General features: G+C 38.7%; 19 protein-coding genes. 14 read left to right on the plus strand and 5 right to left on the minus strand.

Annotation, left to right across the window (positions count from 1 at the left end; all coding sequences use genetic code 11):
- Positions 1 to 84 precede the first annotated feature (84 nt).
- A complete protein-coding gene (gene lon, locus R2800_13540) occupies positions 85 to 2499 on the minus strand; it encodes an endopeptidase La (GenBank protein MEZ5018076.1) in 2415 nt (804 codons plus the stop codon).
- 135 nt (positions 2500 to 2634) lie between these two features.
- On the opposite strand from lon, the gene R2800_13545 reads away from it, so the two are divergent.
- A complete protein-coding gene (locus tag R2800_13545; GenBank protein MEZ5018077.1) occupies positions 2635 to 3429 on the plus strand; it encodes a hypothetical protein in 795 nt (264 codons plus the stop codon).
- A gap of 65 nt (positions 3430 to 3494) precedes the next feature.
- Here the strand turns inward: R2800_13545 and R2800_13550 are convergent, their stop codons facing one another.
- Positions 3495 to 4634, minus strand: coding sequence for a TlpA disulfide reductase family protein (locus R2800_13550; protein ID MEZ5018078.1), 1140 nt, complete (start codon positions 4632 to 4634; stop codon positions 3495 to 3497).
- 158 nt (positions 4635 to 4792) lie between these two features.
- On the opposite strand from R2800_13550, the gene R2800_13555 reads away from it, so the two are divergent.
- From R2800_13555 to dnaJ, 9 genes are all read left to right on the plus strand, one after another.
- Positions 4793 to 5794, plus strand: coding sequence for an HmuY family protein (locus R2800_13555; protein ID MEZ5018079.1), 1002 nt, complete (start codon positions 4793 to 4795; stop codon positions 5792 to 5794).
- 292 nt (positions 5795 to 6086) lie between these two features.
- Positions 6087 to 7592 carry a F0F1 ATP synthase subunit beta gene (gene atpD, locus R2800_13560; protein ID MEZ5018080.1) on the plus strand — a complete coding sequence of 502 codons (1506 nt, stop codon included), beginning with the start codon at positions 6087 to 6089 and terminating at the stop codon, positions 7590 to 7592.
- A gap of 6 nt (positions 7593 to 7598) precedes the next feature.
- Positions 7599 to 7850, plus strand: coding sequence for an ATP synthase F1 subunit epsilon (atpC, locus tag R2800_13565; protein ID MEZ5018081.1), 252 nt, complete (start codon positions 7599 to 7601; stop codon positions 7848 to 7850).
- Positions 7851 to 7999: 149 nt separating this feature from the next.
- Positions 8000 to 8458 (plus strand): hypothetical protein, encoded by a 459-nt coding sequence (locus R2800_13570; GenBank protein ID MEZ5018082.1) that lies wholly within the window; start codon positions 8000 to 8002, stop codon positions 8456 to 8458.
- Between the two features lie 191 nt (positions 8459 to 8649).
- Entirely contained in the window at positions 8650 to 9108 is a 459-nt protein-coding gene (locus tag R2800_13575; GenBank protein MEZ5018083.1) for a hypothetical protein, read from the plus strand.
- 153 nt (positions 9109 to 9261) lie between these two features.
- On the plus strand, positions 9262 to 10464 hold the full coding sequence (locus R2800_13580; protein ID MEZ5018084.1) for an FtsX-like permease family protein: 1203 nt from the start codon (positions 9262 to 9264) through the stop codon (positions 10462 to 10464).
- 4 nt (positions 10465 to 10468) lie between these two features.
- The gene (locus tag R2800_13585) at positions 10469 to 11407 is read left to right on the plus strand and encodes a GNAT family N-acetyltransferase (protein MEZ5018085.1); all 939 of its coding nucleotides are present in this window, start codon (positions 10469 to 10471) and stop codon (positions 11405 to 11407) included.
- Between the two features lie 194 nt (positions 11408 to 11601).
- Positions 11602 to 12180 (plus strand): nucleotide exchange factor GrpE, encoded by a 579-nt coding sequence (locus R2800_13590; GenBank protein ID MEZ5018086.1) that lies wholly within the window; start codon positions 11602 to 11604, stop codon positions 12178 to 12180.
- A gap of 34 nt (positions 12181 to 12214) precedes the next feature.
- Positions 12215 to 13414, plus strand: coding sequence for a molecular chaperone DnaJ (gene dnaJ, locus R2800_13595; GenBank protein MEZ5018087.1), 1200 nt, complete (start codon positions 12215 to 12217; stop codon positions 13412 to 13414).
- 24 nt (positions 13415 to 13438) lie between these two features.
- Here the strand turns inward: dnaJ and R2800_13600 are convergent, their stop codons facing one another.
- On the minus strand, positions 13439 to 14317 hold the full coding sequence (locus R2800_13600) for an MBL fold metallo-hydrolase (protein ID MEZ5018088.1): 879 nt from the start codon (positions 14315 to 14317) through the stop codon (positions 13439 to 13441).
- A gap of 86 nt (positions 14318 to 14403) precedes the next feature.
- On the opposite strand from R2800_13600, the gene R2800_13605 reads away from it, so the two are divergent.
- The gene (locus R2800_13605) at positions 14404 to 15459 is read left to right on the plus strand and encodes an FAD-dependent oxidoreductase (protein MEZ5018089.1); all 1056 of its coding nucleotides are present in this window, start codon (positions 14404 to 14406) and stop codon (positions 15457 to 15459) included.
- Here R2800_13605 and R2800_13610 read toward each other — a convergent pair.
- A complete protein-coding gene (locus tag R2800_13610) occupies positions 15456 to 16274 on the minus strand; it encodes a purine-nucleoside phosphorylase (protein MEZ5018090.1) in 819 nt (272 codons plus the stop codon). The genes R2800_13605 and R2800_13610 overlap by 4 nt on opposite strands.
- A 187-nt stretch (positions 16275 to 16461) precedes the next feature.
- Here R2800_13610 and R2800_13615 point away from each other — a divergent pair, with 187 nt between their 5' ends.
- The 3 genes from R2800_13615 (at position 16462) to R2800_13625 (ending at position 19915) form a co-directional block, all read left to right on the plus strand.
- Complete coding sequence (locus R2800_13615) at positions 16462 to 17748, plus strand: T9SS type A sorting domain-containing protein (protein MEZ5018091.1); 1287 nt, start codon at positions 16462 to 16464, stop codon at positions 17746 to 17748.
- Between the two features lie 115 nt (positions 17749 to 17863).
- Complete coding sequence (locus R2800_13620) at positions 17864 to 19153, plus strand: T9SS type A sorting domain-containing protein (protein MEZ5018092.1); 1290 nt, start codon at positions 17864 to 17866, stop codon at positions 19151 to 19153.
- 165 nt (positions 19154 to 19318) lie between these two features.
- Positions 19319 to 19915, plus strand: coding sequence for a 2OG-Fe(II) oxygenase (locus tag R2800_13625; GenBank protein ID MEZ5018093.1), 597 nt, complete (start codon positions 19319 to 19321; stop codon positions 19913 to 19915).
- Positions 19916 to 19932: 17 nt separating this feature from the next.
- On the opposite strand, the gene R2800_13630 is transcribed toward R2800_13625, so the two are convergent.
- Positions 19933 to 21342 carry an ATP-dependent RecD-like DNA helicase gene (locus tag R2800_13630; GenBank protein ID MEZ5018094.1) on the minus strand — a complete coding sequence of 470 codons (1410 nt, stop codon included), beginning with the start codon at positions 21340 to 21342 and terminating at the stop codon, positions 19933 to 19935.
- Positions 21343 to 21852 lie beyond the last annotated feature (510 nt).

Consider the following 21852-nt stretch of genomic DNA (forward strand, 5'->3'; position numbering starts at 1 on the left):
AAGGGTTTATATGATATATATGCAATATATAAAATAAGCGGCACAAATAGCGCCGCTTATTTTATATGAGCTTAGAAGTGATATTTATCTTTTCATTAAGGCTAAGTCTATTACTTCGTTCATGTCAGATACATAGTGGAACTTGACACCCCTAATATAAGATTGATTGATCTCTTCTACATCTTTTTGGTTTTGTTCGCAAAGAATGATCTCCTTGATACCGGCACGCTTTGCAGCTAGTATTTTTTCTTTAATACCTCCTACAGGTAATACTTGTCCTCTTAGTGTTATTTCTCCCGTCATAGCTAAGTAAGAGCGGAGCTTACGGCCTGTGAAAACAGAGGTCAATGCACTTAAAAGAGTGATACCTGCACTTGGCCCGTCTTTAGGTGTAGCGCCCTCAGGTACGTGTATGTGAATATTATAGTCAGAGAACATTTTAGGATCGATCCCGTAATCATCAGCATGAGCTTTTAGGTAAGAGAGCGCTGTTGATGCACTTTCTTTCATTACGTTTCCTAAGTTGCCTGTCAAAGTTAGGTTGCCCTTCCCTTTAGAAATAGAAGTCTCTATAAATAGAATGTCACCACCTACAGAGGTCCAGGCCAAGCCTACCGCAACGCCTGCGGGGTGCCCCTTAACATAGATGTCGTTATTGAATTTAGGCTTACCTAATACTTGTACTATTAATTCTTCGGTGATCTCATTGTCTACTTCTTCTTCAAAAGCTACTTTTTTAGCTATGGCACGCATGATAGAGGCTATAGTTCTATCCAATTCACGCACACCACTTTCCCGTGTATACTCCTGAATGATTCGACCTAATACTTTTGTACTGAACTTGAGCTTATAGCCTTTTAGTCCATGCATTTCTTTTTGCTTAGGTATCAGATGTCGTTTACCTATTTCTATTTTTTCTTCAAGAGAGTAACCTGTTAGGTGTATGATCTCTAATCTGTCGCGTAGTGCAGGTTGTATGTCTGCCAAACTATTGGCTGTAGCTATAAACAATACTTTAGAAAGGTCGTACTCTAATTCTAAATAGTTGTCATAAAAAGAGTTGTTTTGTTCAGGGTCTAATATCTCTAGCAGTGCTGAGCTCGGGTCTCCTCTAAAATCTTTACCTACCTTGTCTATCTCATCAAGTATGAAAACAGGGTTAGAAGACTTGGTTTTTCTAATAGACTGCATGATACGGCCAGGCATTGCACCTATATATGTTTTACGGTGTCCGCGCAGTTCACTTTCGTCGTGCAAGCCTCCAAGACTTAAGCGCACATATTTTCTATTAATAGCATTACCGATGCTCTTGCCCAAAGATGTTTTACCTATACCAGGAGGGCCTACAAAACAAAGGATAGGAGATTTCATATCTCCTTTTAGTTTAAGAACGGCCAAGTATTCAAGGATACGATCTTTTATCCTATCCATTCCATAATGGTCGCCATCTAATACTTTCTGAGCCTTTTTTAAGTCGTAACTATCCTCGGTATAAGTATCCCAAGGTAGGTCGAGCATGAAGTCGAGGTGGTTGTAAATAACTGAATAGTCGGGCGTGCTAGGGTGCATACGCTCCAGCTTTTCTATGTTCTTTTTGAACATGTCTTGAGCTTCCTTAGTCCATCGTACTCCCTCAGCTCTCTTTTGTAGATCTTTTATCTCACGGTCGTTTGGCTCGCCGCCAAGCTCTTCCTTAATAGACTTTAGCTGTTGTTGTAAGAAGTATTCTCTTTGTTGCTTATCTATATCAGCTCTGGTCTTGTTGGTAATCTCATTCTTTAGTTCTAACAAGTTCAACTCCGACTGTAATAGATGCAATAGCTTTTCAGCTCTTGTTCGTACATCGTTCTCTTCTAGTAGCTCTTGCTTTTCAATTAGCCCAGAGTTGAGGTTGGAAGCAATGAAGTGAACTAAAAAAGGTTTTTGCTCTACGTTACGCAGCACAATGCTGGTTTCGTTGGGCATATTAGGAGAGTTGTTGGCTATCTGCTCCGAGTGGTCTTTTAAAGAGGCTATTAGTGCATCAAATTCAGGATCTCCTTCCGGAAATTCATCATCCAAGTAGTTGACATCCGCTGCAAAGAATGGATCCGTTTGTGTGAATTTTTCGATCTCGAAACGTAGACGCCCCATGATGAATATTGTAGTATTCCCATCAGGCATTTTTATTTCTTTTACGATCTTAGCCATTGTACCTGTATGGAAAACCTCATCAGCTGTAGGGTCATCATTCAGGCTATCCTTCTGCGCTACAACACCTATCCACTTTCCTTTGCCTTGAGCATCAGTTATCGCTTTTACCGATTTTTCCCTTGCTACAGTAATAGGTAGCACTACATTAGGGAATAATACAGTATTGCGTAGGGCTATTACAGGCAATTCTTTAGGTAGGTCCCCTTTCTCAAAATCATCCATTTCGTCTTCGCCAAGTGGCACTATAGGCATAAATTCCATTTCCTGTTCAGGGTTGCTGAACAATTTATCTATCATTGATTTCATTACCGACATTATGACAATTAGTCTTCTATTCTACATTAACAATATGATAAATATAGTAGGCAATAGCTATGCCAAAGCAAAAATGACTGTAATATTTGCAGTGCAAGCTTAGTATCTTTGTAAAAACTGCTTGAAATGAAGTTATATGCAAATTATATACTATTAGTTGTGTCCCTACTATTAACTTTTGGTGCTGAAGCTCAAATGGATAATAGTGGTCAACTATACTATACGCACAACATAGGTAAAACTAAGAAGGTGTATTTTGGTAACGACTTTGATGGTGCAATAATTTCTACAGCGATACAAAGTAATAGCCTTGGCAATCCGGCAGTTGGTACTCCAAGGTTTACATACTTTTTTCACTTGGGTTTCAATATGCATGTAGATGTTAGTAATTCAGTAGGCTTGTATACAGGTATAGGTGTAAAGAATATTGGGTTTATAGAAAAGACTTCCAGAACGGCAATTCCATTCAATACGGCTAAGGATAGCACCATTAAAAGACGTGTATATACTGTAGGGCTTCCGCTAGGTTTAAAGATCGGGAATCTGAAAAAGCGTAATTATGTAATTGTAGGAGGAGGAGTAGACTTCCCTATAAACTATAGAGAGAAGGGGTTTGTAAAAAGAAATGATAAAGATAAGTTCAATGAGTGGTTTAGCGACAGGACTGCTAAAGTAATGCCTTATGTATTTGCAGGTTTTTCAGTAGATCCGGGTATTATCTTTAAAGTGCAGTACTACCCTACAAATTTTATGAATCCGAATTATGTGCAGGCTAATACCAATTTTATTTCTCCTCTTGTTGTAACAACGCCATATGCTGCTTATGATATACAGCTACTGCTATTTAGTATAGGTTTTGATATTCATTACAGAAATAAAGTAAAGTTGAAGAAGAAAGACATGTCCATTGGTACTATGTAGTAGCAATGCATAAAAAAAGCAAGTAGGAAACTACTTGCTTTTTTATTGTTGTGATTTATCTAAAACTACTTGTTAAGTACTTCTTCAAGTTTATTATGTAGTGCTTGCCCTCTTAAGTCTCTTGCAATTATGACTCCGTTAGGGTCTACCAGTACATTGAATGGTATAGCTACTATGCCAAAATCTCTAACAACAATAGACTCCCAACGTTTTAAGTCGCTAACGTGCTCCCATGTTAAGCCATCTTTTTGTACGGCTTGTTCCCATTTGTCTTTTTTATTGTCAAGAGATACGCCAAGTATGGTAAAGTTCTTGTTTTTAAACTTATTGTAAGCTGCAACGACATTAGGGTTCTCTTGTCTGCAAGGGCCGCACCAAGAAGCCCAAAAGTCAACTAAAACATATTTGCCTTTATAATCACTTAGTGCTACTTCCTTTCCGTTAATGTTAGGTAGTACAAGAGCAGGAGCATCTACACCTACAGGTAACATAGGGTCATTGCTTGACTGCTGCTGTGCAGCCATGTTTTGTTCATTATATTTTTCAATAAAGTCCTGACCTAATTTACTGTCAGGAAAACGCATGCTGATACTACTAACGAAAGCATCTATAAAAGGTTTTTCTGATTGCGGGTTGAGCATATTAACTGCAAAAAGAGCATTAGGTAAGTGCTTGGTAGTGTCTACATACTGCTCTACGTATCTTGTTAGGCTTATTTGCATATCTCGTTGGTCGGCAGAAGCCCGTGCGAATAAGCTATCGTTGGTTTGCGTTTCAGGTTTGCTGAGTATCATATCAATAGTTCTGATATCTCGTATAAACTCTCTGATAGTTTTGAGGTAGATGCTTAAACTCTTTGAACCTTCCGAGCCTTCTATGGTATAGTTCTCTAATGTTTGCCAGTCAGCATTAATAGAAGCTTTGCCTTTGTCTAGAGAAAGAAGTATGTATTTATCCTGTTCAGAAAATCTAGCTCTGTATAAACCTGGTTCAGAAGCGTCTGCTTTCAAAACAAAGCTGCCATCTGCGTCTGAAGTAGTTGAGTCGATGATAGTGGAGCCTTGAATTTCAAGATGCTCGAAATAGATAGCTTGTGCAGGCATATTGGCAATTTTGCCAGATACGGCAATTTTATTTTGTGTGCTGCCACAAGAAGTAATGAACAATGTAATAGTTAGAAAAAATAAAGTATAGTTTCTCAACATTTGTACGTTTAGTTTATGCTGCAAACCTAAATAATATTCGCATTAAATCAGCCGTAAGTAAAAACATGGTTATATTATCGGGAATTTTTTAACATATGCGCTCTTAATGACAAAACTTTGACATTCAATGACAGTTTCTGATAGATATTTGTACCGAAATGAAGATATATAGACTTTTAGGCCTGTTATCTATAATGATAGGTATGTTTATGACATCCTGTGAGCAGAAGGAAACCCCTGTCCAGTTGCCTACACAAAGTGATGCCATTTATGCTAGCGTGGAAATGGGAGAAGATTTTGCGGATCAGATATTCTATGATTTTGAGACGAGCAGTATCGTGCGTACCAGCAAGATCAATAGTTGGGAGTTGGCTTTTGAAACAGGAGCCAATGAAAGAAATATTTTTATGAACGGAGGTGCCAATGTGGGTATTTACAAAACAGGTAAATACAATTTGACAGAGGTAATGACCCCGCCTGAAATAATTGATGAAGACTGGGGATACGATTCTCCTAGTGGCTTGTCTGATTCTACTTACCTTGATGGCTGGGCAGAAGCAAACGGCATCTCTAAAAATGAAGTATACATTATAAAGATCAGCCCAAGCATATATAAAGATACTTTCAAGAAGATACAGCTGATATCAGTAAGCAGCACAGAGTATGTAATGCTGGTAGCCGACTTGCGAAGCAAAATCTCAACCAAGGTAGTTGTGCCAAAAGATGATAACTACAATTATGCTTACTTATCGCTAGCTGAAGGAGGAAGTATCGTAAATCCTGAGCCTCCTAAAAAGACCTGGGATATAGTTTTTACACGTTATAAGCATATCTATTTTGAACTAAGTAATTTCCCTTATGTAGTAACTGGGGCTATGATCAATCCATATAATACCTCTGCATATAAGGATAGTACTATAGCATTTCATGATATAGACGCGACATTAGCAACGAAGGTTAAGTACGTTAATAATAGAGATATTATAGGGTTTGATTGGAAGTCGTATAATATAGATAAAGGGCGCTATACCGTTGACCAGTCTAAAAACTATATTATTAAAAATAGGAATGGTCAGTACTGGAAGCTGCATTTCTTGAACTATTACAATAATATAGGTATCAAAGGGTCGCCTTCATTTGAGTTTCAAAGAATATTATAGGCAGAAATGCTATTATATAGGTAAAAAAGCTGGATCCGTCCGGCTTTTTTACTGCAAAGAGTAGGTGAGTGTAGCAGGTAGTGTCTTTTTAGTAGGTAGCTAACATGGTGAATATCACTCAATAGTAATTTATTTACCAAATACTACTATCTTCTTTTTGACTTTTTACCGCATGAACCTTACCTTTGCGCAAAATTGAATAGACATTAGTATTTGATTTTTAAACAAAACGATTTTAAGTCGTTGGTTTTTAATTGTTTATAAGCATTTTATTTCTTTATAAATATACAGTATGCCAAACGTTGGTAAAGTAAAGCAAGTAATCGGACCGGTAGTGGATGTCCACTTCAGCGGAGATAACAAATTACCAGAAATTTATAACGCACTAGAACTTACTCGTGAGAACGGCGATAAGCTTGTTCTTGAGGTGCAGCAGCACTTGGGTGAGGATAGCGTTCGTTGCGTAGCAATGGATAGCTCTGAAGGTCTTATGCGTGGTATGGAAGTAACAGATACAGGTAAGGCGATAGCCATGCCGATAGGTGAGCAGATCAATGGTCGTCTATTTAACGTTACAGGTGATGCAATTGATGGTCTTCCTCAGCCTAGCAAGGAGAACGGTCGTCCGATTCACGCAAAGCCGCCAAAGTTTGAAGACTTAAGTACTGCATCAGAGATACTATACACAGGTATCAAAGTAATTGACCTTATTGAACCATATGCAAAAGGTGGTAAGATCGGTTTGTTCGGTGGTGCTGGTGTTGGTAAAACAGTATTGATTCAAGAGCTTATTAATAATATCGCGAAAGCGTATAGCGGTCTTTCTGTATTTGCGGGTGTTGGAGAGCGTACACGTGAGGGTAATGACTTGATGCGTGAGATGATCGAAGCAGGTATCGTGAAATATGGTGACAAGTTTAAGGAGAGCATGGAAGAAGGTGGATGGGACTTGAACGCTGTTGACCAAGAAGCGCTTAAAGATTCAAAAGCAACATTCGTATTCGGTCAGATGAATGAGCCTCCTGGAGCACGTGCTCGTGTGGCTTTGTCTGGTTTGACAATGGCAGAATATTTCCGTGATGGTGATGGTTCTGGTAAAGGAAAGGATATCCTATTCTTCGTAGATAACATCTTCCGTTTCACTCAAGCAGGTTCTGAGGTATCGGCACTACTAGGTCGTATGCCATCAGCGGTGGGTTACCAACCTACACTAGCTACAGAGATGGGATTGATGCAAGAGCGTATTACTTCAACTAAGAATGGTTCAATTACATCTGTACAGGCGGTATACGTACCTGCGGATGACTTGACGGATCCGGCTCCGGCAACTACGTTTGCGCACTTGGATGCTACTACAGTATTGAGTCGTAAGATTGCCGATTTAGGTATCTATCCTGCGGTTGACCCGTTAGATTCTACGTCTCGTATCCTTACTCCTGCTATCGTTGGTGATGCACACTATAACACTGCAAACCGTGTTAAGTTGATCTTACAACGTTATAAGGAGCTTCAAGATATCATTGCTATCCTTGGTATGGATGAATTGAGTGAAGAAGATAAACTAGTTGTATCACGTGCACGTCGTGTTCAGCGTTTCTTATCACAACCGTTCCACGTAGCAGAGCAGTTCACTGGTCTTCAGGGTGTACTTGTACCGATCGAAGAAACTATCCGTGGTTTCAACATGATCATGGATGGTGAGGTTGATGAGTATCCGGAAGCAGCGTTCAACCTTGTTGGTAACATTGATGAGGCTATTGCTAAGGGTAAGAAATTATTAGAAGAAGCTAAAAACTAATAGCAGATGCAATTAGATATATTAACACCAGAAAAGAAGATCTATAGTGGCGATGTGTACGGTGTACAATTGCCGGGTATAGAAGGTTCTTTCGAAATACTGGAAAACCACGCACCAATAGTGGCTACTTTGGGTAGTGGCAAAATGAAAGTATTAAAGGACAAGAATACCAATGAGCTATATGAGATCACTGGTGGTTTTGTAGAAGTATTGAATAATAAAGCAAGTGTATTGATAGAAGGAGCTAAGTCTATCTAGCCTTACTAACTTGTTTAAGATATACCAGCCGGAAGCTTTTTGCTTCCGGCTTTTTTATGCATGAAAAAATTGGGTGATAATACCCATTGTAGAAATATTCATATATGCCTAGCTTAGCACTTTATTTTATCACCTTAAAACATCATGTTATGAAAACAATGTTATTCACGGTTTTATTAAGCCTGTGTTTCTTTTCCCTGAAAGCGCAAACAATTACAGTAATTAACAATTCAGGTTGTAAGATCAATTATTATTTGTCGGCTGCTAAGCCAGGTTGTACTACTTCTACTTCAACTATAAACTATGGCATATTGCCAGGGGCAACTAATAGCTATACGTTTAGCTCTGCTACTTGGACTGGTCCTACACCTAGTGCAGGTTGGGAGTGGCAGTTTATTAAAGAGTGGAATGGCTGTGGTACTTATAGCTTTCTTTTCCCTAATTGCTCTGGTGGAGTTAACTACAATGTATGTGGCGTAGGTATTCCATGTTCGGGCTTGCCAACATCATCTTGTATGAAAATAGATACTTCTTGCAATCTGTGTACAGGTATTAAAACAGAATGGATACCAACAGGTGGCGGTAATGTAACTGTAAAGATCTGGTAACAGCTTCAATATAGTGTTATAGAACCTAATGCCGAGAGCTATCAGTTCTCGGCATTTTTGTGTTTGTTATTCAATAACGCAACCTCAGCAAGAAAGTTGGCAGATCAATTTTGGGTGATAATACCCATTGCACAAATATTTATATATAGTTAATTTAGCAATTCATTTTATCACCTTTTAAATAAAGAACCATGAAAACAATGTTCTTAACGGCTGTTCTAAGCCTATGTTTCTTTGCGCTAAAAGCGCAAACAATTACAGTATCTAACGGATCGAACTGTACTGTAAATTATTATCTAGCTGCTACAGATGCTACTTGTAGTGCTTCGGCATCAACAATTAACTATGCCATAGCACCAGGCGCATCCGTAACATTTAACTTCGGTACCGCAACTTGGTCAGGTACAGTACCAGGTGTGGGTTGGCAATGGCAATTTATTAAAGAATGGAATGCTTGTGGTCCTTACAATTTTGCATTCCCTTCTTGTAGCGGTGGTGTCAACCAAAATGTATGTGGTGTAGGTATTCCATGCTCGGGCTTGGCCAATGCATCATGTATGGTAATGAACACATCGTGTAATACCTGTTCTGGGGTGAAAACGCAGTGGTTCCCTACTGGTGGAGGTAATGTAGCGGTTCGTATTTGGTAAAAAATCAACCTATTATTTTATCAAGTGTCATGATATCTTAATCATGGCACTTTTTTATGTATAGGCTATTTCCTGCCCTTGAGCTAATAGGCTATATTTGAGTTGCTAATAGACGTTTTTTTGAACCTACCATTTTTCATAGCAAAAAGATATATGGCCCGTCAGCAAGGGCGATTTTCTTCTTTTATCATTAGGTTAGCTGTAGTAGCTACTGCGCTTAGCGTAGCGGCAATGGTAGTGTCTACGGCTGTAGTTATTGGTTTTAAACAAGAAATTCGCGGGCGGATATTTAGTTTTTGGGGGCATGTACAAGTAGCTCCGTATTCGGGTAATAACTCTTCTATAGTAGCACCTGAACCTTTTGTAATAGATAAAGACCTGCATGATGCTATTAAGCTTTTGCCAGAGGTAAAAACAGTAGCACCTTATGTAATAAGACCAGTGATACTTAATGCCAATGAGCTAATGGAAGGTGTGCAGCTGAAAGGACTTGATAGCGCATATACCTTCCCAGAGCGTGTGGAATTAACGGGTAATATGATCGACTATAGTGATGAGGGCTATGCCAAACAGGTCATGTTGTCAGATGATATTGCTAACCGACTAAAGCTAAGTATAGGAGATGATGTATTGCTTTATTTTTTAGAACCAGGCTCTACTTTTCCAAGAATAAGAAAGGTGAAACTATGCGGCTTGTATCATACAGGGTTGGAAGATATCGACCGCAATTATGGTATCTGCGATATACGCCTACTACAGAAAATTAACAAATGGTCAGCCGATGAGATCAATGGCTATCAACTCTCCTTAACAGATGTGGCTGATGCTGACACGGTCGCTAATAAGATATTTAATGATCTTATACCGCAAACTTCGAGGTTAACAACCTATACCATGAAGGAGATATTTGCAGGTATATATGACTGGCTAAGAATACAGAACATGACCGCAGGAATGGTGCTGCTTATTATGGCTATTGTTGCAATAATAAATCTGGCAGCCGCCTTACTGATACTTATAGTGGAGCAAACAAAAATGATAGGTGTGTTGAAGGCACAAGGTATGCAGAATAGTATGCTAAGAAAAGTGTTTGTGTATCATGCTGCAATTATAGGATTTTTAGGTGTGCTTGGTGGAAATATACTTGGTTTGGGGCTATGTTTTATACAGCAGCAAACTGGATTCTTAAAACTATCAGAGACGGGATATTTTATGAAAACGGTACCGGTACATATTGTATGGTGGCAGATAGTATTGTTAGATATAGCTACTTTAGCCCTATGCATACTTTTCATGTGGTTGCCATCGTTGTATATTCGCCGTATAAAACCTGCAAGGGTATTACAATTTAAATAAGCTATTGACCAAAAAAGAGCAATACAAGAAGTTACTGCCTACGCTAAAGGGTGTGCCACTATTTCTAAACGATTGGTGGCTGGACGCGGTATGTGTAGACTGGGATGTAGCCATTGCTTATAATGGTGATAATGTGTCGGGGGTGTGGGTATATCCAGCTGAGCAAAAAATGGGTGTGAGCATTATTCGCACACCTGTTTTTACGCCTTATATAGGTCCTGTAGTATTTTATCCGTCAGACTTAAAGCCGACGAAAAGAGATAGTTTTGAGTATGAAGTAATAACCGATCTGCTGTCTCAAATACCGGATGCAAAGGTTTGGCATATATCATTGCAGCCACAGCTGAAACAGGCAGGGTTATTTAATAGTAAAGATTTTGAAATAGTGGTTAGGCAAACTTATTTGATGCCACTTGATGAGGGGGAAGAAGCAGTCTTTGCAAGACTTCATGAAGATCACCGTCGTAAAGTAAGGAAAGCCGAGAAGACCTTAGTAATCGAAGAAGACCATACACAAATTGATACATTATTTGATTTTCAGCAAACAACACTATCCAGCAAAAAAGTACAGATACCTTACTCTAAGGAACAGCTAAAAAAGGTTTTTACATTATGTAAGGAAAAGGGTAATGCTACGCTTTGGGTAGCAAGAAAGGGAGAAAATGTACAGGCTGTTGTATGGCAAGTGTGGGATGAAGAAAGATCTTATTATCTGATGGGTAGTAAGAACCCAACAATCAAAGACAATAATGCTATGGTAGCATTGTTGTGGCAAGCGATAAAAAAGTCAATATCATTAGGACATAAGACCTTTGATTTTGAAGGGAGTATGGATGCTGGCGTAGAACAGTTTTTCCGAAATTTTGGGGGAGACAAACAGCTTTATTTAGTACTGAAAAAGAACAATTCCGCACTTTGGAAGCTTAAAGAAGCAGTGCGTTAACGGTTGTCAGTGTCGGTTCAATTACCTCATATTCTAGCAGAAATACAGTATCAAATAATTAAATAAGACAGATTTTAATTCATATTGGCATCAAAAATCAGCCAAATAAGACATTTTGTCCCAAAATCTATTGTGGCAAAGTAATTGAAGGTACTTTTGTGCCTTAAAATAGATAAAGAAAATAACGAGTAACAATGAGTGAAAATACTATTGAGAAAGACCAGCTAGCTGGTGATGAAACTGTAGAGAACATCAATGACGCTACACAACAAGAAAATGTTGATGAAGTGAATAATGAAGATAGTACTGAACAAGAAGAGTTGGATGAGTTGGGCTTAGCTCAAAAAGAGTTGGGAGAAATGAAGGATAAATACTTGAGACTGGTAGCAGAGTTTGATAATTACAAGAAGCGTACTTCGAAAGAGCGTATAGAGTTTGCTGCTGTTGCAGGTAGAGAGACTATTATGCCATTGTTGAACGTGCTGGATGATAGCGAAAGAGCGAGAAAGCAAATGGAAGAGACCGATGACGCTGCGGTAATAAAAGAAGGTGTTTTATTGGTATTGAATAAATTACAATCTGCTCTGGAAAGCAAGGGCTTGAAGCAAATGGATGCTATGCATAAAGACTTTGATGCAGACTACCATGAAGCAATAACTGAAATACCCGCTCCAAGTGAAGATTTGTCTGGCAAAGTGCTAGATGTAATTGAGCAAGGGTATTACCTAAATGATAAATTGATCAGGCACGCGAAAGTAGTGGTTGGTAAATAATAAAACTGCCCATTAATCGGGCTTAGAATAGACTATGTCAAAAAGAGATTATTACGAGGTATTGGGTGTGTCTAGATCTGCTAGTGCAGATGAGATCAAAAAGGCCTACCGTAAAATAGCATTGAAATATCACCCTGATAGAAATGAGGGCGATGCAGCTGCCGAGGAAAAGTTTAAAGAGGCTGCGGAAGCCTATGATGTCTTAAGTGATTCGCAAAAGAAAGCACGTTATGACCAATTTGGTCATGCGGGTATGAGTGGTGCTGCAGGCGGAGGCTTTGGTGGTGGTCAAGGTGGTATGCGCATGGAAGATATCTTCGAAAACTTTGGAGATATTTTTGGAGATATGTTTGGTGGCGGAGGCTTTGGCGGTGGTCAAGGTTTTGGTGGCCATGGTGGAGGAAGACGTGCACAAGGAACTCGCGGAGCTAACCTGAGAGTGAAGTTGAAGATGACTTATGCAGACATCTTAAACGGAGCCACAAAGAAAATAAAAGTAAAAAAGTACCTGCCATGTAATACTTGTGGCGGTAATGGTGCTAAGGATAGTAGCTCTATACAAACTTGTAGTACTTGTAATGGTGCCGGGCAAGTACGTAAGGTGCAAAGTACCTTCCTTGGGCAAATGCAAACGGTAACAACATGCCCTAACTGTAATGGCCAGGGTACGCAAATAACCGCTAAATGTGGTACTTGTAAAGGTGATGGTAGAGTATATGGAGAAGAGACCATTACTATAGATATACCTGCAGGTGTACACGATGGCATGCAACTAAGCATGAGTGGGTCAGGTAATGCGGGTGAGCGTGGTGGACCTAATGGCGACCTGTTGATATTAATTGAAGAGGAAAAACACAAAACGCTAAGACGTAACGATCTTGATGTTCTGTATAAATTATACTTGTCATTCCCTGATGTGGTAGGCGGTGTTTCTGCCGAGGTGCCAACCATAGAAGGTAAGGTAAAGATCAAAATACCTGCAGGTACACAAAGTGGCAAGGTGTTTAGATTGAAGGGTAAGGGATTCCCTGGTTTCCAGTCTTACGAGAAAGGAGACCAGCTTGTAGAAGTAAATGTGTGGACCCCTCAAAACTTAACAGAAGAAGAAAAGGCGGCAGTTGAGAAGCTGAAAAATTCTCCCAACTTTAAACCTAATGAAGATGCAGTAACTACTGCTAGTGATGAGAAAGAAGATAGAAGCTTCTTTGATAAGATAAAAGACGCATTTAGTTAAGAGGTAATTGTATAAAATCTTAGGCTATAATTTGGCACCTTGTTCTGCTAAGTTATAGCCTTTGTCTTTTATGTCATTTTGAATCTGCTCATCCCATAATATAGGGTTGGTATGGTTGAAATGGATGAAATGAATTTTTGCTTTAAGGTCATTGGTTTCTTTATCGAAAAGAGTCATTGTTTCTTTTACAAAAGGGTGCGGTACTTCGCTCATGGCTCGGTTGGGTAGCTCTCCCTCGTTGTAGAAAGTAGCATCCAGAAGTGCAATGTCTGTATTAGCAACAATAGTTTTAATATCAATAGCCCACTTGCTCCATTTATCAATATCGGGGATGAACACATAGTTCTTGTTTGGTGTGCGAATAGAGAAACCCGCAGTTTCTGAAAACTCATCTCTATGAGGAACGGTATATGCTTGTACTGATATATTTTTACCGATGCCAACATGCTTATTGGCTTCCATAGTTCGTAGTTCAATATTGTTTAGTGTTACCAATTGACTCCAAGGGCCGTTGTTGCTTAAAAAATCAGCTAGCTTAGGTAAGGTGTATACGGGTAGCTTTTTTGTACTCATTACTTCTCGTCCTAGCTGCATCAAACCAGTGTAGTGCCCTATATGTGCATGAGTAATAAAAATGCCTTCAGGCAAATAATTATAAACTCCATTGTTCAATGTTTGAAAATAGTGTAGCTGTTCTTTGATGTCAGGAGTAGCCTCAAATAGCCACCATTTTTTTTCCTGAGGGTCTACCAATGCAAAGCTTACAACAAAGCTTTTCGGAACATTATTGTTCCACGCTTTTTCGCAACAACTCTTTTGACATCCTAAGTGAGGGTAGCCACCATCTTGTGCCGTACCTAATATTTGTATATAAGGTTGTAATGGAGCCTGTGCTTTTAACAAGCTTGAAAATAATATTGTGCAAAAGAGTAAGAATATTCTCATGTAATAAAGATAGAGGTTAGCAGCTAAAATAGTTTCTTTGCAAGGTGCAAGTAGATCATATAATAATAGGGCAAGGTGTATCGGGCACTATGCTTAGTTACCATCTTGTAAAACGAGGTAAACGTGTAATGGTAATTGATAAGTCAGTGCCTTACTCAGCCAGTAAAGTAGCTAGTGGTGTTATCAATCCTGTGACAGGTAGAAGGGTGGTGAGTACATGGATGATAGATGAACTATTGCCATTTTCATGGCAAGCATACGAAGAGCTGGAAGAAGAGTTGGGTGTTTCTATTATATCGCAGAAAGATATATTGTCCTTCCACGCCAATGAACAAATGAAGCAAGCCTTCTACGACAAGCTGGAAGAAAATGAAGCGTACGTAGAAGTAGTACAGGATGAAGAAGCTTACAAAGAGTTGTTTCACTTTACTTATGGCATTGGTAAGGTTACGCCTGTATATCTGGTAGAACTACAAAACTTGATCACTGCATGGAGAAAAAGACTTGTTGAGCAGGATAGTTTATTAGACGCCTATTTTGATTGGAGTAAATGTACTGTGGATGAAAAAGGAGTGAAGTATGAGGGCATTGAAGCAAAATCAATAATATTATGTAATGGAGTGCAAGGGAATGATGATCCTTACTTCAAGAGATTGCCCTATGCAATGACAAAGGGGGAGGCATTGGTAGTCCGCATTCCCAACTTATCTGCAGCTAATATTTATAAGCAAGGGTATAATATTGTGCCCTGGAAGGATGATCTGTTTTGGGTAGGCTCCAGTTTTGATAGGGACTATAATGATGTATTACCAAGTGAATCGTTTAAGACGCAGGTGAAAACACAACTTGACAAATGGTTAAAGCTACCTTACGAGTTTGTTGCTCATATAGCATCTGAACGTGCCGGTACTATTGAGCGCAGACCATTTGTAGGCATGCATCCCATACATACTAATGTGGGGGTCTTTAATGGTATGGGAACCAAAGGCTGTTCCTTAGCACCATATTTTGCTAACCAGTTTGCAGACCATTTGGTAAAAGGCACAGCAATAGATGAAGCCGCTAATGTTCTACGGTTTAGAAAAATATTAGAGCGTTAATTGTTCCCAATAGTAGTGGCTATTAGCTGGCTTAATTTTCCATCTGCTTGGTTAGCTATAGCTATTATATCCTCAATATTTACCGGGTGCAAGTTGTCAGGGTCGCATTCGTCGGTAATAACACTAATGGCAACACATGGTAGCCCTATTTGGTTGGCTACTATCACTTCAGGCACAGTACTCATGCCTACCATATCTGCTCCTATTATTTTCAGGAAACGATACTCGGCTCTGGTTTCTAAATTAGGCCCCATTACAGAAACATAAACTCCTTGCTTTAAGTTGATGTTGAGGGTTTGAGCGGTAGTGTGTAATTTTTTTGACAATACCTTATCATAAGGTTGGCTCATGTCCGGGAATCGGGTGCCGTATTCAGGTTTGTTCAATCCTCTTAGTGGGTTGTCAACCTGTAAGTTTATATGATCATCGATCAGTATCAAGTCTCCTTTTTTAAACCCAAGGTTGATACCTCCTGCTGCATTGCTTAAGAAAAGTTGCTTTATACCCAGAGCATGCATTACACGTATCGGGAAGGTGATCTGTTGCATATCATAGCCTTCGTAATAATGAAAACGTCCTTGCATTGCTAAGACCTTAACTCCATTTATCGTACCGAAAATTAATTTCCCCGAATGAGACTCTACAGTAGCTTCGGCAAAATGAGGGATTTCCCCATAAGGTATTGTTAGTTCTATATCAATATGATCGACAAATTGACCAAGACCTGTACCTAGTACAACACCTATTTCTGGTTGCTTAATACCTGCCTCTAATAAATATGACTTTGCTACTTCTATTTGTGCTATGTATTCCATCTGAAAAAAATCTACTAAGCGCAAATGTAAGTGCTAGACGAAGAGAATACTAAAAGAAAATATTTTTTATTCTTACATATTGATTTTCAAATACATGTATTGTTCCGACATCTATTGGCTATAGATTTTTAAAAAATTAATCTCTTAAATATTAAAATAAAATTAATTTAGGAGAAAACGACACTATATGAAATTTAAAACTCTACTTACAATGGCCACTTGCATGGCTTTAGGTATGCAAGCAAATGCACAAATGAGACTGGTAGCTGATGCTCATTATAGATACGCAGGTACTACGTATAATTTAATGGACAGTAATAAATATGAGCACTCAAGTAATGGGTATGCTACAGCACAGTTTAATATACCTGTGTTTGATAACCAGTTTGATATGGGGTACTTATACAAAGTGGTTTCGGGAAATGCTACATTAAGTGAAAGAACAACAACTACTTTTTCCAGTAACAATATTGATATGAGTACTACAGATACTACATCAGATGGAGGTACTACATGGAAAGGTAAGAGAAGAGTAAAAATAAATTACGTTAGCGGTAAGCCAGATACAGTTTTTTATGCTAACTGGAGCAACTTTGGAAGTGGCAGTTGGTTTACCAACAGGAAAACAGCATATGTTTTCACTGGTAATAATATAACATCTGAAACCTCTCAACGCTATGTGTTTGGTATGGGAGCTGGTTGGAGAAACGACTATAGAAATACTTATTCTTATAGTGGTGCTAACAAAGTGACTAGTTTAATACACGAGGAGTGGAATAATTCTAGTAAAATATGGGAAAATAAAACAAAGGCAGAAACCTCTTATAATGGTTCTAATCAACCACTTGTAGTAAATAACTATAATTGGGATGGTAGTGCATGGGTAATCAATGATAGAGATAACTATACCTACAATGCAGGTAAGTTAGAATCTATTGCTAGTGAGTTTTACTTCAGTGGTACATGGACGGGCTCGTATAAAAATACCTATTACGGTACTGGTGCGCATCCAGATAGTATGATCAGACAAAGTTGGGATCAGATCAATAAGTTCTATATCAATAATATCAAGTACTACTACAAACATAATGGAGCAGGCCAGGTTACAGAATTGAGAACAGAAACCTGGGATGGAATTGGTTCGTTTAAACCTACTAGTAACGCCGATTCAATGAACCGTTACTACTATTGGTGGCCTACTAATGTAGCTACAAATACTGTGGTTGAAAAAGCATTGATGGTATATCCTTCTCCTGCAAACAATCTGGTAAGCATCAAATTATCAGGTGATGTATACGGTAAGCCTGTGCGTTTTACAGTTACAGACATGTCAGGACGTATTGTGAAAAGCTGGTCAGGCATTTCAAGTCCTAAAATGAGTGTTTCAGTTGCAGACTTGCCAACAGGTAGTTATATATTGACTGCTAATAATGCAGAAGACATACAGTCTCAACGCTTTTCGGTAGAAAAGTAGCAAGAGACGATCTTAATAGTGGAACAAGCTCTAGGAAGGTCTAAAAACCTTCTAAGGGCTTGTTTGTTTTTATTTTTGATTAATTTTTGATTAAATTACAGCAAAACAACACTATATGAGATTAAAAACTATACTTACAATTGCTTCTTGCATGGCATTAGGAATGCAAGCAAACGCGCAAATGAGGCTTATAGCTGATGCGCATTACAATTATGATGGAGCGTCATATTTACCTGTAGACAGTAACTTTTACGTACAGCATGGAAATGGTCAAAATCCAGGACAGTTTGATATCAATATCTTCCAACACCAATATAATGAGCGTACTACTTACTCTTTTTCAGGTAGTGCAGCAACGCCATCTTGGAAGAGAGTAAACTCCTTTAATGGTTCTAATTTAGAAGAGCAACTAATACAGAAAGCAAGCGGTAGTTCTTGGGTAAATGACAGTAGATATAGAGTCGTTTATAAGGGGAGTGTACCTGACAGTATCTATTACGAAGATTGGAGAACTCAAGGCGGTGGTTCATGGCGTACCAACGATATTTATGTATATACTTTTTCTGGAAACAATGTGACCTCTGTAACTAAGATCGATTATTTCTGGAATAACCAGTCAAAGCAATTTGAATATAGAAACGACTACAGAGATACCTACACAAGAAATGGTGCTGGTAAGCCAACTTCAATGATACATGAAGAGTGGAATAATAGCACAAAACTGTGGGAGAATAAGACCAAAGTAGAAACTTCATACAATGGTTCTAATGAACCTATGGTAGTAAGCAACTTTAATTGGACAAGCGGTGCTTGGGCAATTAACGATAGAGATAACTATACCTATAATGCAGGTAAGCTAGAGTCTATAGCAAGTGAGTTTTATTTTGGTGGTAAGTGGACAGGTTCTTATAAAAACACTTATTACGGAACTAATGCTAACCCAGATAGTATGATCAGACAAAGCTGGGATCAGATCAACAATTTCTACATCAACAACATTAAGTTCTACTACAAGCACAATGGTGGTGGTCAAATGACAGAGTTGAGAACAGAAACTTGGGATGGAGTTGGTTCTTTCAAACCTACAGTAAATACGGATTCACTGAATCGTTACTACTACTGGTGGCCTACTAACATAACCACGAATAAAGCACTGGAAAATGCGATGAGTGTATTCCCTTCTCCTGCTACAAATATGGTTAATGTTTCACTTCCTAGCAGCCATTATGGTCAGCCTGTACACTTTACAGTTACAGATATGTCTGGTCGTATTGTTAAGAGATGGGCAGATGTTTCTAGTCCTAAGATCAGTGTTTCTGTTACCGATTTGCCAACAGGTACTTATATCTTAAATGCAAGTAACGGAGAAGGTATGAAGTCTCAACGTTTCTCTGTAGTAAAATAAATTCGCCATAATAATGGTTAAAAAGGGAGCAGAAAACTGCTCCCTTTTTTTGAAAAAAATATTTTATAAGAATGTATATAATATGAAAACTTGGATATAGATTTGTAAAAAATATCAAGGCAATAAGCCAATAACATACCATAAGCAGAGGAGGACGAATTAGTGATGGAAGAACGCTTTGAAGAGCTTATAGATGGCTATGCGCAAAATGGTGTCGGGGTTTCGAGACACTTCTTACCGCAAGATCTGGCAATGTCGTTAAGACAAAACTTAGAGTCTCTTTATTTGAATGGGCAAACAGTACTTGCCGGAGTTGGCGATGCCAATAACAGAGTAGTAGCAACAGCTATAAGAAGGGATAAGATATTTTGGATAGAACCCGATACTACTAATATTTCTGAATTACAGTTTATAGCAATTGTTGAAGATTTTGTAGCGCATTTAAACGCAACTTGCTATACGGGGATAAATGCATATGAGTTCCATTATGCAGTATACGAAGAAGGAAGTTATTATAAGCGACATAAGGATCAATTTAAAACCAATAGTGCAAGAAAATTCTCATTTGTCATATACTTAAATGAAAACTGGGAAGAATGTAACGGAGGGCAGTTGGTATTGTATAGCAATAATGGAGTAGAGCAGAGTGAGCTACCAACGAATAGAAAGGCTGTCTTTTTTAGAAGCGATGATTTGGAGCATGAAGTATTGCCGGTAAATAAGAAGCGACTGAGTATTGTAGGGTGGTTAAAGTCGGTATAAAAGATACAAGGTCTTTATTATCGTATCCACCAGCCATCTATAATATGTAGGCTTTCTTTAGCCCTGGTGATTGCTGTATACCACCATCTGCTTAGCTCTTTGGGAGGCATGCCGTACATCCCCTGTTCTAAAAAAAGAAAGACATCATCCCATTCTCCACCTTGTGATTTATGGCAGGTTACAGCATAGCCATATGTAGCCCTTAAGCAATTCAGGTAGCTATCTTCCATCATTCCTTTTCTATATTCTATGCTATTGGGTGAGTAGCCTTTAGCGCTCATACGTTGGTTAAAGTCAATCATCAACATTTTCATTTGCTCGTGTGTGTAGTTCGAAGATTGACTATAAAGGATGTCTAGGGATAGCAATATATCATACTCCTTCTCCGATAAGGCAGTTTTAATGCGTATGTTCTGAAAGTTTAATCCTGCTTGTTGTCTAAGCTCACCTAAGGAAATTACAGTAACAAAGTCGCCATTTGTGAGTGGTTGGGCGTAGTTGTTTTGGGTAACTAGTAGTATGTCGCCAACCTGTAAAGGCATATTATCTTCACTGTATAATTCCTTACGTACTGCCTTATTTATTTGTTGCACCGTTTTGTTACTGCGTGCAACAGCTAGAGCACCGCTTGAACCAACTGATCTATATCTTTCTAAATAGCTGTCAAACAAGTCTTGTTGTGTAGCATATAGGGTTATGTCGCTATGATTTTTAGCAGGAAGCTTTATGTATTTCTCCCAGCTTTCTTGTAAGCTAAGGTCTCTTACGGCATGCGCTAGTTTTAGAATGTCATTATCGCTATTGGTGCGTTCTATCTTGTGTAGTGTTATAGATAATGCAGCACGGTTTTGTTCCTCTAGCCAGTTGGTATCTAAGGCAGGGCTATAGCTTTGCCCTACAGGTGGAAGTTGGCAAGGGTCGCCCACAAAAATGATCTTATTATTTCCTGTAGCGTTAAAAAAGTCTTCCAGTAATACCCCTGAACCAAAATTGGCAAAAGAAGAACTATCCGTAAAGTTGCTGGATAACATAGAGGCTTCATCAACAATGTAAATATGTTTTACCTCGTCGGGTGGGCGCAGGCTAAACTGTAGCGTCATTTGCCCTGATTGTTCTATAGTATCGGTCGATATATTTTCGTCATTACCATTTACTTTGCTAAACTGATATAGTTCTCCATGCACTGTTTTGGTCTCAAAGCCGGTTTTGCCTTTTAATACAGTGGCTGCTCTACCTGTAGAAGCCAGCATTTTAAATTTGTGATTTTTTTCTTTCAGCCACTTGGCAAAATATTGCATCAGAAAAGTTTTCCCAGTGCCAGCATAGCCATTAATAACGAATGTATTGGCTGTAGGGTGCTTGATGAATTTTTTTAACGCATCAAAGGCAGCTTTTTGTTCTTCGTTAAGTTGAGGATAGTTAGCCATTGTATTTCACCAGCAAGGTAAATGTTTTAAAGCTAAAAGGATTTGTAGGGTGACCGTATTTTTGGAAAAAGAAAAAACCGCTGTAAAAGCGGTTTTTAAGTTACTGTGGGCCCACCAGGACTTGAACCTGGGACCCCCTGATTATGAGTCGGATTTTGAAAGGTCATTTAAAGGCCTTTTTGAGCTGTTTTAAGGAAGCTGTATACATTGCCAATAAAGCATTTAGGGCATATGACTCAACGAAAAGTAATGCAGGAAAGAAACACACGATTTTTAGTGTAGGTAAGCCTTTTTATGGACATTAGTGCGGCTATAAGTGCGAGCAAAAAGCATTAACTCGTATAAAATATAAACTCAATAATGATTATCTTGAACTGCCTATATGGGTTTTAACATATTTTCCATCCACAGAATTGAGCAAGCAAAATCGCAGTTCTAGGCGTTTTTCTTATTCCTATGCCTTTACCTAGCTCGTATGGTATTTGAACTCCCCTATCGATGTATTGATTA

It is taken from the genome of Flavipsychrobacter sp., assembly GCA_041392855.1.
GTDB lineage: Bacteria > Bacteroidota > Bacteroidia > Chitinophagales > Chitinophagaceae > UBA5543.